Annotated in this window: 9 protein-coding genes, 1 tRNA gene and 1 pseudogene; 9 read left to right on the top strand and 2 right to left on the bottom strand. The window is 61.0% G+C overall.

The genetic code is table 11. From position 1 onward, the window contains the following. The first annotated feature begins 59 nt into the window (after nt 1-59). The 8 genes from ilvC (at nt 60) to NW809_RS06265 (ending at nt 7266) form a co-directional block, all read left to right on the top strand. The gene (gene ilvC, locus NW809_RS06300; RefSeq protein ID WP_099813279.1) at nt 60-1052 is read left to right on the top strand and encodes a ketol-acid reductoisomerase; all 993 of its coding nucleotides are present in this window, start codon (nt 60-62) and stop codon (nt 1050-1052) included. A 27-nt stretch (nt 1053-1079) separates the two neighbouring features. Beyond that, nucleotides 1080-2387 (top strand): serine--tRNA ligase, encoded by a 1308-nt coding sequence (serS, locus tag NW809_RS06295; RefSeq protein WP_414347049.1) that lies wholly within the window; start codon nt 1080-1082, stop codon nt 2385-2387. Between the two features lie 91 nt (nt 2388-2478). After that, on the top strand, nt 2479-2913 hold the full coding sequence (locus NW809_RS06290) for a BlaI/MecI/CopY family transcriptional regulator (RefSeq protein ID WP_011429163.1): 435 nt from the start codon (nt 2479-2481) through the stop codon (nt 2911-2913). Then, a complete protein-coding gene (locus NW809_RS06285; RefSeq protein ID WP_099812561.1) occupies nt 2910-3782 on the top strand; it encodes a M56 family metallopeptidase in 873 nt (290 codons plus the stop codon). The genes NW809_RS06290 and NW809_RS06285 overlap by 4 nt, the downstream gene beginning before the upstream one ends. A gap of 149 nt (nt 3783-3931) precedes the next feature. Then, nucleotides 3932-4003: transfer RNA gene (locus NW809_RS06280), tRNA-Asn, on the top strand. A gap of 383 nt (nt 4004-4386) precedes the next feature. Next, nucleotides 4387-4905 carry an inorganic diphosphatase gene (locus NW809_RS06275; protein WP_041438773.1) on the top strand — a complete coding sequence of 173 codons (519 nt, stop codon included), beginning with the start codon at nt 4387-4389 and terminating at the stop codon, nt 4903-4905. A gap of 98 nt (nt 4906-5003) precedes the next feature. Beyond that, a complete protein-coding gene (locus NW809_RS06270; RefSeq protein ID WP_011429166.1) occupies nt 5004-5753 on the top strand; it encodes a cytochrome c biogenesis protein CcdA in 750 nt (249 codons plus the stop codon). 76 nt (nt 5754-5829) lie between these two features. Then, nucleotides 5830-7266, top strand: coding sequence for a cytochrome c biogenesis protein (locus NW809_RS06265; RefSeq protein WP_011429167.1), 1437 nt, complete (start codon nt 5830-5832; stop codon nt 7264-7266). Here the strand turns inward: NW809_RS06265 and NW809_RS06260 are convergent. Together NW809_RS06260 and NW809_RS06255 are read right to left on the bottom strand one after the other, a co-directional pair. After that, complete coding sequence (locus NW809_RS06260) at nt 7263-9572, bottom strand: GAF domain-containing protein (protein WP_414401751.1); 2310 nt, start codon at nt 9570-9572, stop codon at nt 7263-7265. The two genes, NW809_RS06265 and NW809_RS06260, sit on opposite strands and share 4 nt — an antisense overlap. Before the next feature lie 3 nt (nt 9573-9575). After that, nucleotides 9576-9770: pseudogene (locus tag NW809_RS06255) on the bottom strand (PAS domain-containing protein); the annotation flags it as partial. Nucleotides 9771-11056: 1286 nt separating this feature from the next. Between NW809_RS06255 and NW809_RS06250 the strand changes: the two are divergent. After that, entirely contained in the window at nt 11057-12211 is a 1155-nt protein-coding gene (locus NW809_RS06250; RefSeq protein WP_011429169.1) for an FAD-binding oxidoreductase, read from the top strand. Nucleotides 12212-12309 lie beyond the last annotated feature (98 nt).

The raw sequence follows: 12309 nt of genomic DNA, 5'->3' as shown, positions 1-12309 counted from the left end.
ATCCCCCAGATCCTGCTATCCTAATCAAACGCCAGCTCACCAAACTACCCAGCCCGACTATGGCCCGCCTCTACTACGACACTGACGCCAACCTGGATCTGCTGGACGGCAAGACCGTCGCCATCATCGGCTACGGCAGCCAGGGCCATGCCCACGCCCTCAACCTGCGCGACAGCGGTGTCAACGTCCTCGTCGGCCTCTACCCCGGCAGCCCCTCTTGGCCCAAAGCGGAGCGGGACGGGTTGACGGTCAAGACTGTAGCAGATGCTGCGGCTGCCGCCGACTGGGTGATGATCCTGCTACCGGACGAAGTGCAAAAGACCGTCTTCCAGAGCGAGATCCGCCCGCATCTAAAGCCGGGGAAGGTGCTCCTATTTGCCCACGGCTTCAACATCCACTTCGGGCAGATCCAGCCGCCCGCAGACGTGGATGTCATCATGGTCGCTCCCAAGGGCCCCGGTCACCTGGTGCGGCGCACCTACCAGGAAGGCCAGGGGGTGCCGTGTCTGTTTGCCGTCCATCAAGATGCCTCCGGGATGGCGCGGGAGCGGGCCATGGCCTATGCCAAGGCCATCGGCGGCACGCGGGCCGGCATTTTGGAGACCAGTTTCCGCGAGGAAACTGAAACAGATCTCTTCGGCGAGCAGGTGGTGCTCTGCGGCGGCCTCACGGCTTTGATCAAGGCGGGGTTTGAGACCCTGGTGGAAGCAGGCTACCAGCCGGAGCTGGCCTACTTCGAGTGTCTGCACGAGGTTAAGCTAATCGTGGATCTCATCGTCGAGGGGGGCCTGGAAAAGATGCGCCACAGCATCTCCAACACAGCAGAATACGGCGACTACACCCGTGGCCCCCGCATTATTACCGAGCAAACCCGCGCTGAAATGAAGCGGATCCTGTCAGAAATCCAAAGCGGCCAGTTTGCCCGCGAGTTTGTCTTGGAAAACCAGGCCGGCAAGCCCGGCTTTACGGCAATGCGCCGCCGCGAGGCGGAGCACCCCATCGAGAAGGTGGGCAAAGAGCTAAGGGCCATGTTTAGCTGGCTGAAGCAATAGCCAGAGGTCGTCTCACAGGCAAGTCTCGTGCTGGATCTGAAGCTGCTGCGGGATCGCCCAGAAGAGGTACGCCAAGCCCTGGACAAGCGCGGGGCCAGTGTCGACCTGGACGGCATTCTCCAGTTGGATCGGGAGCGCCGCCGCTTGGAGGCCCGACGCGGCTCTCTGCAGGCAGAAAGCAACAGCCTCGGCAAGAAGGTCGGCGAGCTCATCCGCCAGGGAGCGGATCCCCAGGGAGCGGAGGTGGCGGCCCTGCGGCAGCAGGGGGCAGATCTCAAGGCCGAGATCGCCCAACTGGAACAGCGGGAGCGGGAGCTGGAGGAGGAGGTGCGCGCCCGGTTGCTCACCTTGCCCAACTTGCCCTTGCCCAGCGTGCCGGTTGGCCAGGATGAGGCCGACAATGTGGAGGTGCGCCGCTGGGGCGATGAGCTAAAACCCACCCACCCCGTCCTTCCCCACGACGAGGTTGCCGAAAAGCTGGGCCTCCTGGAGGTTGGCCGTGCCGTCAAGGTAGCCCAGAGCCGTTTTGTGGCTATGGTAGGGGCAGGGGCGGCTCTGGAGCGGGCCTTGATCGCCATGATGCTGGAGCGCCACATTGCCGCTGGCTACACCGAGGTGATCCCTCCCTTTTTGGTCAACAGCGCTGCTCTGGAGGGGACAGGGCAACTGCCCAAGTTTGCCGCTGAGAGCTTCCGCTGTGCCGACGACGACCTCTGGCTGATCCCGACGGCGGAAGTGCCCCTCACCAACCTGTACCGGGAGGAGGTGATCCCAGCCGAGCGCCTGCCGCTCTATTTCTGTGCCTACACACCTTGCTTTCGCCGCGAGGCCGGCAGCTATGGCCGGGACACCAAGGGCCTGATCCGGCTGCACCAGTTTCAAAAGGTGGAACTGGTCAAAGTTACCCACCCCACCCAGTCGGAGGCAGAACACGAAAAGCTGGTGCAAGATGCCGAGGCCATTTTGCAGATGCTGGAGCTGCCCTACCGGGTAGTGGAGCTGTGTACCGGCGATCTAGGTTTTTCAGCAGCCCGCTGCTTCGATCTGGAGGTGTGGTTCCCCTCCCAAAACCGCTACCGCGAGATCTCCAGTTGCTCCAACTGCTGGGATTTCCAGGCCCGCCGCGCTAACCTGCGCTACAAAGAAGCAGGGCAAAAGGGCACCCACTTCGTCCACACCTTGAACGGCTCCGGCTTAGCGGTGGGACGGGCTCTGGCCGCCCTGTTGGAAAATCACCAGCAGCCGGACGGCTCGATTCGCATCCCCCAGGCGCTGCGTCCTTTCCTCAGCTCCCGCTTCCTCTCGGAAGACGGCGCTCTCCGGACTGCTCCCTGAGCCATTCTGCCGCGGTGCTCCAGCAAGCCATAGCTGTGGAGAGTATGAGAGTATGTCAATCTAGATAGGGATCCCTACCCTGCCAGGGTTTATGTTGCCCAAGCATCGTCCCAAGCAACTCTCACTAGGCCCTCTGGAATCCGAGATCCTCGATATCCTTTGGGAGCTGGGCAGTGCCAGCACCCGCCAAATCCACGAGCGCATCTTGGCCGATCCCGACCGAGAGTTGGCCTATGCCTCTGTAACTACCGTTTTGCGGCGCCTAAGCCAGAAGGGCTGGGTGAGCTGTGAACGTCGCACCGATGCAGAAGGGCGGAGTCTGCCGATGTTGTGGCGGCCCCGTCTTTCTCGCCAGGAAGCTGCCAGCCTCAGGGCCTTTGCCCAGTTGCAGCAGTTTTTGGCGGTGGGCGACCCAGACACCGTGGCAGCCTTTGCCGATAGCCTGGATCAGGCCAGCGTGTCCCAGTTGCAGGCGATTGCCGAGCGGTTGCGGGCGGCCCGCGAGGCCAGGAGGGATCCCCAATGAGCCACTTGGGCATGTTGCTGTTGGGTTTGGCCCTGAGTTGGCTGTGGCGGGCCCAGGTGCGGCTGGATCGAGCTGGTTCCTGGGCCCAGCGCTGGCAGTGGGCCTGGATCCACTTCTTGCTGCCGCCGCTGTTTTTGCTAATGACTGCCCTTGCTTTGGCTTGGATGGGGCCGTGGGGACAAATGGCCGGGGCAGGAGGCTGGTTCTGCTACGGCTGTGCGCTGCTGTTGCTGGCGCTGGCTGCAGGCGTGGCCCTGCGCTGGGCTTGGGAGTACTGGCGCGTCTGCCGACGCGCCCGCCTGCGGGCTCTGGCCCAAGTCAATTTGTATGGCTCTTCGGCCTATGTCTTGAATTTGGAGATCCCTTTTGCTGCCCAAGTGGGGGTATGGAAGCCGCAATTGGTGGTCAGTCGCGGCCTGCTGGAGCAGTTGGATGAAGAACACCTGCGGGCGGTGCTGGCCCACGAAGAGGCCCACCGCCACTACGGCGATACCTTGTGGATGTTTGCGGTGGGCTGGCTGCGCCATCTCAGCGGCTGGCTGCCGAATACAGAGGTCCTCTGGCAGGAATTGCTCACCCTGCGGGAGCTGCGGGCAGATCGCTGGGCGGCCCAACGGGTGGATCCCTTGGTGCTGGGAGAGGCTCTGGTGCAGGTGGTGGGCTATGGCATGGCGCAGCAACCGGCAGCGGCTTGGGTTGGCTTTGCCCTAGAAATGGGATCCGGTGCGGGGGGACGGCTGCAAGAGCGCATCGATGCCCTATTGCAGCAAGAGGAGTCAGGCCCGGTCGCCTCCCACCTTTCCCTGCAGGGTTGGGCCTGGCTGGGGCTGGCTCTCCTGCCTCTGTTGGCCATCCCCTTTCACAACTGAGGTTGACGCCATTCCCCAGCTTGCCTTGGCGCGCCGGTGGGCAGCAGCTTTACAGCCGCTTGAACCATGGCCTGGACAGAGCCAAGAATTTCTTCCTCCGCGGGAGTTGCTTGATGGCCTTTTTTTTCCTACGATGGAAAATACTTCGATCCTCGGTAGCTCAGCGGTAGAGCGGTCGGCTGTTAACCGATTGGTCGCAAGTTCGAATCTTGCCCGAGGAGTTGGGCGGGGGATGCAAGCTTGATGTTCTCCTCAGCCCGAGAGGACGAGGATTCTTTCTCGCTTGTCGCAAGCTACGCGGACGGGCTGGCGCCGCTGCCACCGCGCCCCCTTTTTCCCACCCTATACGGGGGGATGAAAGGGAGGCCGGGGGCGCCATCACCCCGACTCCTGGGCGACGGCAGGGACATCGAAAGCGTGGGCAGTCGACTCCAGCCTGCAGGATGTCGAGATGGGGAGACTTATCTCCAGGACTAAAGTCCGGGGCTTGTGCCTCCCGACTTGCTGGTCACCCCTAGTTGGGGTTGGGATGCCGCTGCTGAAGGAACGCTTCGATTTATAATGCCCTCTGGCCGTTTCACCTATTCCGAGGGTAATTGCTGTGATCGACCTGTCGCGGATCCCTGCCCAACCAAAGCCAGGCCTACTTAACCTCCTGATTGAGATTCCGGGCGGGAGCAAGAACAAGTACGAGTTTGACAAAGACATGGGCGTAATGGCCCTAGACCGGGTGCTCTACTCTTCGGTGCAGTACCCCTACGACTACGGCTTTGTGCCCAATACGCTGGCAGGGGACGGGGATCCTTTGGATGGCCTGGTGATCATGGATCAGCCCACCTTTCCAGGGTGTGTGATTGCGGTGCGCCCGCTGGGCATGCTGCAGATGATCGATGCGGGGGAGCCGGATGAGAAGTTGTTGTGCGTGCCCGCTAAGGACCCTCGCTATGCTTCCGTAACCAGGCTGGAAGATATTGCCCAGCACCGCCTGGACGAGATTGCCGAGTTTTTCGCCACCTACAAGCGCCTGGAGAAGAAAGAAACCCAGATCTTGGGCTGGAAAGGCCTAGCCGAAACCGAGGCAGTGATCGCCAGCAGCATTGCCACCTACCAACAGTCCAAGTAGCTCCCCAACTTTTCTGGACTGAAGCTCCCAGTTGGCGCCAATCTGTTCTGGCTTGGATTCCTCGAGCTAGCTTAGGGTTGGACTCGATGGCTTCTGCTATGGCCGATACCCTTCAGCTTTGGCTTTACCACCTGGAACAATGGGCAACGCAACTTGTCCAAGGCCAACTGCAGCACCTTTCTCCGCTGAGCCTGCTGCTGGTGGGTCTGGCAGGTCTGGTCACCAGCCTTTCTCCCTGTATGCTCTCCCTGTTGCCGGTAACCATCGGCTACATCGGCGGCTACGCTCCCACTACCCCCGCCGCTGCCGGAGAAGTGCGCTGGCAGGTTTGGGTGCAATCGCTAGGCTTTGCGGCTGGCGTGGCTTTGACGCTCAGCGGGCTGGGCTTGGGAGCAGCTTTGCTAGGCCGGGTTTATGGACAAACCGCTGCCTTTGGATCCCTAGTGGCGGGAGGGATCGCCATCCTCATGGGCCTGAACCTGCTGGAAGTTGTCCCCTTGCGCTTCCCCGATTGGTTTAACCGGTTGGAGATCCCTGGCCAGTGGCCTGGGCTAGGCCGGTCGGTGTTGCTGGGATCCACCTTTGGCCTGGTAGCTTCTCCCTGCAGCACGCCGGTTTTGGTGGCCCTGCTCGGCTGGGTCTCCACCACAGGGCAGCCCTGGGTGGGGGGCGGGCTGCTGCTGGCCTATGCGCTGGGGCTGGTCTCGCCGCTGCTGTTGGCGGGGGTGTTCGCCGGCTCGATGAAGCAACTGTTGGCCCTGCGGCGCTGGTCGATCTGGTTTACCTATGCCAGTGGCGTGGTGTTGGTGGGCTTTGGCACCGTGACGATCCTCTCCGCTTGGGCCTAAGGGATCCCTGCTGCAAGCTAAGATGGGGCTGCCCTCCAGTTGGGGGGCAGTTCAGATCTTGAGCTGACAACTTCCCATGGTTATCCCCTCTCTGCCGCTGTCGCGGTGGCTTTCCCCCTTGCGTCGGTACTTTCGCCATGAGCTGCTGCCGCTGCTGGCGGATCTGCGTCTGGCCATCGGCCTTTTCTTGGCAATTGCCCTTTTGAGCGCGGTTGGCACGGTCATCGAGCAAGAGGAAACCGTGGCCTTCTATCAGGCCCACTACCCCGAGCATCCGGCCCTGTTTGGCTTTCTCACCTGGCGGCTGATCCTCAAGCTGGGGCTGGATCACGTCTATCGCACCTCTTGGTTTCTGGCCCTGTTGATCCTCTTTGGCAGCAGCCTGGCCGCCTGTTCTTTGACGCGCCAGTGGCCGATGCTCAAGGTGGCCCGTCGCTGGAGCTACCTCACCCGTCCCCACTCCTTCCAGCGGCTGCCCTTTTGGACCTATCTGCCCCAACGCTCCCTGCAGGGGCTGCCGCAGCGGCTGCGCCAGCGGGGCTATGCGGTGTTTCAGGACGGATCCCGACTTTACGCCCGCAAGGGTCTGATTGGGCGGTTTGGGCCTATCCTGGTGCACGTCAGCCTGCTGCTGATCCTGCTGGGGGCCATCTGGGGCAGCCTTGCCGGCTTCAAGGCCCAAGCGCTGATCCCCAGCGGCAGCGTCGCCGCCATTGAACAGGTAACCGGGGCAGGGGATCTGGCTCATCTACCCACCTGGCAAATTCGGGTCAACCGCTTCTGGATTGACTATGCTCCTGATGGCCGGGTGAAGCAGTTTTACTCAGATCTCTCGATTTTGGATGGGGGCCAGGAGGTCAAACGCCAGACCATTTCCGTCAACCATCCCCTCTCCTACCGGGGGGTGACCCTCTACCAGGCTGATTGGAGCATCGACAGCATCCGCATCCGCCTCAACAACAGCCCTCCCTTTCAAATCCCGGTGGTGCCAGTGCCCACCCAAGCGGGCAGCAAGCTCTGGGGCGCTTTTGTCCCCACCCGGCCAGACCTAAGCGAGGGCCTGACGCTGTTGTTGCCCGATTTGCAGGGGACGGCCCTGCTCTACGACACCCAAGGCCAGTGGATAGGATCCCTGCGCCAGGGCATGAGCCTGGCCCTGGACGAAGTTGCCCCCCAGCGCTTCCCCAACCGTCTTACCCTGCACCTAGACGAGGTTATCGGCGCCACCGGTCTGCAGATTAAATCCGACCCAGGGATCCCGCTGGTCTATCTCGGCTTTGGGCTGCTGATGCTGGGGGTGGCGATGAGCTATTTCAGCTACAGCCAAGTTTGGGCCCTGGAGACGGAAGCAGGGCTCTACCTGGGAGGCAAAACCAACCGCGCCCTGGTGAGCTTCGAGCGGGAGTTTGCCCGCCTGGTGGAGCAGCAACTGCTCTCCTCTCCCCCTTCGCCGGCAAAAGAACCCCCTCCTGCCGCTCGCGTCGGCGGGACGGAGTCCTTAGCCAACGGCTAGCCATGGCGGCTGTTTGACCGGCAACGCTGCCCAGGGTCATCTAGCTCCCCTCTCCCTGAGGGAGAGGGGCTGGGGGTGAGGGCGGAACTGCCCAAATCCGGCAGGCTGACCGCGAACAGGGTGCGGTTCTCGCCGCTTTCCACTTGCAGGATCCCTTGCAACAGCTCCACCGCCTTTTTCACCAGCGGCAGGCCCAAGCCGGTGCCCCCCTGGTGGGCGTAGTCCAGGTGCGGGATGCGGTGGAACTTCTCGAAGATGCGCGGCAGGTGCTCCGCTGGGATCTCGACACCGGTGTTGGTGACCTGCAAATGGAGACCCGACGAATCGACCGCCACTTCCAGATGAACCTGCTGGCCGGCAGGGGTGTACTTGGCGGCGTTGGCCAGCAACTCGCTCAAGATGCGGGTGAGCAGCCCCACATCGGTGTTGAACAAGATGGGTTCAGAGGGGAGGTAGGAGATAAAGGTGAGCTGGCGCTCTTGAAAGCGCAGGGCAAAGGGCGGCAACAGCTTTTCCAGCCACTCGCGCACCTCGAAGCGGGCGATCTCCAGACTGCGGCTGCCGGCCTCTAGCCGCTGCAAGTCCAGCAGGTCGTTGACCAAGTCCAGCTCTTTTTGCCACTCCTGTTTGAGGATGTTGAAATAGGGGATCTGCGCCTCGGAAAGGCCGCGCACCTCCAGCATTTTCAGGGCCATTTTCATGCTGGTCAGAGGCGTGCGCAGCTCGTGGGAGACCATGCTGAGAAACTCTTCTTTGAGCTCGTTGAGCTGCTGCAGTTGCTGGAGCTGAGCCTGGGTTTCCTGGTAGAGGCGGGCCTGGCGAATGGCGATGCTGCACTGGGTGGCCACCTGCTCGGCAAAGTGGATCTCGGCCTCGGTAAAGCCCTCCTGGGGCAGGCGAACTAACTTGAGAAAGCCCAGCAACGAGCCGGTGCCTGAGACAAGCTGCCCTTCTTGCTCTTCTACAACCAGGGGGCAGGCAAGCAGGGTACAGCGCCCCCGCAGCGGGTGATCCGTGCTGAGGTAGAGGGTCTGGCCTTGGCGGAGCTGGCGCAAAAGCACGGGATCCAAGGGCAGAGTGACCTTGCCCAGGGGGGGCAGGGATCCCGCCGCTTCGTAGGCCAGCGTGTAGGTCTGGGTTTCCGGATGGATGAGGGCCACACCGCAGGCGCCCAGTTGGAAAGCCTGGGTGAGCTCCCGCACCACGGTGGCCAAGATCTCCTGTTCGTCCAGGCTGGAGCGCACCTTGTCGCCAATCAGCCGCAGCAGTTGCTCGTATCTCACCCGCTGGGCCAGCTCGGCATTGCGCACCTCCACCTGGTAGCGCAGCTCGGCGTTGGCAGCTTGGAGTTGCTCAAACAGCTCCGCCTGTTGCAGCGCCAGCCCCAGTTGATCGGCAATTTGTCGCAAAAAATCCGGCATCCAGGGATCCCATTGTTTGGGGGCGCTGCACTGGTGGGCGATCAACAGCCCCCAGAGGCGGGCCGGCTCGCTGTCTTTGCCGTCAGGGCCAGCCGCCTGCAAAATGGGCACCACCAAGTTGGCCCGCACCCCCAAACCGGCCAGCAGCTCGCGGTGGCAGGGCTGGATGGGGGCGGTGTCGATATCTTCAATGGCCGAAATGCGGCCCTGCTGATAGGCCTGGTGCCACTGGCTAACAAAGCATTGATCTTCGATAACCAGGCCCAGCAGGCTCAACTCTGGCCGGCTGACCGATTGCATGGCGATCTCGCCCACCCAATTGGGGAAAAAGCGGTAGATCACCACCCGCTCCACATCCAACAAACGGCGGACTTCTTCTACGGCAAAACCCAGGATGGACTCCACCTGCAACGATTGCCGGATCCCTTGGGCGATGCGGTTGAGCAGCCGGGCTTGGTGGAGTTGCAGTTGAGCCTGCTCCTGGGCTCGCTTGCGCTCGGTAATATCGACAATGGAGGCAATGCCGTAGATTTGTTTGTCGGGAGTCTCCGCCACAAAAGACGAGAGGTCAACCCAGAGGATCTCGCCGCTTTTGCGGATGTAGCGTTTTTCCATGCGGTAGCCCCGGCGGCGGCCCGCTCGTATTTCTTCGACATAGATTGCCTCCTGCCGCAGATCCTCAGGGTGGGTGAGGTCGGCGTAATTCATGCTCAAGAGCTCGGCCTCGGTGTAGCCGGTGAGCTGGCAAAAGCTCTCGTTCACCTTGACGATCTGCCCCGCCGCATCCGTAACTGCCATGCCCACCGGGGCTTGCTCAAAGAGGTTTTGAAACAGATCTGGCTGATCGTGCAGCGAGTGCTGCCGTTTTTGTTGTGGGTTCTGCAACTCTTTTTCCTGGGTCAAATCCTGTACGCTGGCAATGCCGATTACCTTCCCCTGGGCATCCTGCCAGGGGGCATCCAAAATCCGCACCGGAAACCGCTCGCCGTTGCGACGCATAAAGGTCAGCTCCCAACCCTGCGGGGGCCGACCCTGAGCCAGCCCCTGGGCGAAGGCGGTGGCGATCTTCTCCATCTCCTCCGGGGGCCAATAGACAAAAGGGGGATCCTTAACGCCAGCGGATCCCGGTAGTCGCCGGCGGCCAAGGTTACAACAGGGGCGGTCATCGCCTCAGCCAGGGTGGATCCCTGCCAAGATCGGTCGCTGGCCACCCACCGCAACACAAAAGGATAGCTTGGTAGCCCCGTACTAAAGTACGGGGCGGAAAAGCCCTTGAGCCACTTTAGTTGCTTCTTTGTTATAGTTAGTACAGAGCTTCTCCAGGAAAACAACCTACTGCGGTGCAAAACCCGCGCGGCAATAACTAACCTGGAGGAACTTAAGTCCGAAGTAAGCAGAACTTTGAGGTTATGCCTCAAAGGACTGTCTAGGGGCGTCTTGACAGCGCCTTTGCGAGTCCATTTTGGGCTGCGTAAGAATCCCCTGGGTGGGAGTGTCAAATCCACAGCCGTCAAAATGTCCACCACTCGGCCTGCATCCACCACCAAGGCGTAGGGCCGGGAGCCATTCTTTTGCGCCAACAGGGAGAGAACCTCGGCAAGGGGGCTGTCGAACCCGACCAAGAGTGGCATCTGGCCAAAGCACTGTTCCAGGGATCCCGATGAAGAGCGCAAGTCTTGCACCATGTCGGTGTCAGGGGATAACCGAACCTTAAATTGCAGTCAGAAAAATTTGCAAACAGTATGGCAGAGGGAAACTTTAGCCAAGACCAGACAAAATACTTACTTACGGACTTACTTGCAGGCAGTTTTAGCTTTAGGCATTTGATAGCTTTAACCCAAGCTTAACTTTACAAGTTAGAGTACCACGTCGCGCAAAGAAGTTTCGAATTTTGATATAAATCTTTACATCTATCTGCTGTTTAATTTGCTGGTGCCGAGACTTGGGGAGTAAGTTAAGCTCTTAGCTCGCTGTTAACGGGAATTGTCGATCTAAGTTGCGGCTCTTCCGGTTTATCGAGGTTTTTCCTTCATCTAAAAAGGGGCAATCGCCATCCTGTTGCTCTGTTTTTTTCAAGTATCTTCGCGTCATCGAGTTGAGCTTGGGTTGGTTTCATTGGAGACAGATTTGACAGATTTTGAGCGGCTGCCAGATTACTTGAGTTCAGCCCGTGCTGCCGCGACCCCTCTCAGCCCTCCGCTCCCGGCGAGGGAACTTGGGAAGCTGGCTGCATTCTAAGCCTCATCAAGTACCCATCTGTGGCTGTGCTGCCCAGGTGAGGAGTTTGCCCCCTACACTGAAATTGGGCAAGTTGATCCCGATAGCTAGGGGATCAGATGTTGCCGGCCTTTTGGGCTTAGCTCTTCTCGATGGCTTTTTCTCCGCCGCTGACAGATTTTCTCTCCGGCCAGGCCGCTCCTATTCCCATCCAAACTCCCTCGACGGTTCCAGAATTGGCGCAGCTCCTAAAAGAGTGCCGCGAGCGGAAGGTGCTGCCGCTCGGGCAGGGGAGCAAGTGGGGATGGGCTCCTCGCTTGGAGGCTGTGGATCTCATCCTCAGTACCCGTGGGCTGCGCCGCTTGATCGACCATGCGGCTGCCGACCTAACGGCGACAGTGGAGGCCGGTATGACCCTAGGGGAGCTACAAGCCATCTTGGCAGAGCGGGGGCAATGGTGGCCGGTGGATCCCCTTTACCCTGACTGGGCCACAGTGGGGGGCATCGTCGCCACGGCCGATACGGGCTCGCTGCGCTGGCGTTACGGTGGGATCGGCGATTTGCTGCTGGGCATCACCTGGGTACGGGCCGATGGGGAGGTGGCCAAAGCGGGTGGGCGGGTGGTTAAGAATGTGGCCGGCTATAACTTGACGAGACTGTTCGCCGGATCCCTGGGCAGTTTGGGGATCCTGACGCAGGCGACCCTACGGCTCTATCCCCTGCCGGCAGCCCAAGCAACTTTGGTGGCTACAGGATCCCTGCCCGATTTGGAAGCCTTGGCTCGGCAGGTGCTGAGGGCGCCGGTCAGCCCGGTGGGGGTGGATCTCTGGCTGAAGGCAGAAGGGCCCCAGCTCTGCCTCCATTTCCACGGCTCCGAGCGGGTAATTGCCCAACAGATGACCCAGGTGCAACAGCTAGCTCCTGCAGGATTGAGCTGGCAAGAGGCAAGACCTGAAGCCCCGCCTCTGCCCTCCCGCCGTGCGGGGATGGTGTTGGCCAAGTTCGGCTGCTTGCCTAGCCAGAGCCTGGCTACTCTAGAGCAGTTTCAGTCTCTATTTCCCGACGCTCAGGTGCAACTGCATCGCGGCTGTGGATTGGGGCGAGCCTGGATCTCCCAGCCTGAGGTGGGATCCCTGCTACAGTTACAGCGCCACCTCAAGTCGGTGGGCGGGTTTCTCCTGCTGCTGGAGGCACCGGCAGCCCTGAAGACAGCTCTGGCCCACGATTTCGGCCCGACGGCGACCCTAATGCGCAAGCTGAAGCAGCAGTTTGATCCCGCCGCCATCTTCAGCCCCAGCTTGATATAGCTACTCCAAATCACGCCGAAACGTGACATCCTCTCCCGCTAAGCCCTGACGGGCTGTAGACGGGAGCTTCCGAGAATCACTTCTCGGAGTTGCTGCTT

It is taken from the genome of Synechococcus sp. WC101 (genome assembly GCF_047461555.1).
Classification (GTDB): domain Bacteria; phylum Cyanobacteriota; class Cyanobacteriia; order Thermostichales; family Thermostichaceae; genus Thermostichus.
Note: the sequence above shows the minus strand (reverse complement) of the source record. Positions and strands in the feature narration are given on the sequence as shown.

Coding starts and splice junctions, on each gene's coding strand:
- ilvC (WP_099813279.1), top strand. CDS start 60: ATGGCCCGCCTCTACTACGACACTGACGCCAACCTGGATCTGCTGGAC.
- NW809_RS06290 (WP_011429163.1), top strand. CDS start 2,479: ATGTTGCCCAAGCATCGTCCCAAGCAACTCTCACTAGGCCCTCTGGAA.
- NW809_RS06285 (WP_099812561.1), top strand. CDS start 2,910: ATGAGCCACTTGGGCATGTTGCTGTTGGGTTTGGCCCTGAGTTGGCTG.
- NW809_RS06270 (WP_011429166.1), top strand. CDS start 5,004: ATGGCCGATACCCTTCAGCTTTGGCTTTACCACCTGGAACAATGGGCA.
- NW809_RS06265 (WP_011429167.1), top strand. CDS start 5,830: ATGGTTATCCCCTCTCTGCCGCTGTCGCGGTGGCTTTCCCCCTTGCGT.
- NW809_RS06250 (WP_011429169.1), top strand. CDS start 11,057: ATGGCTTTTTCTCCGCCGCTGACAGATTTTCTCTCCGGCCAGGCCGCT.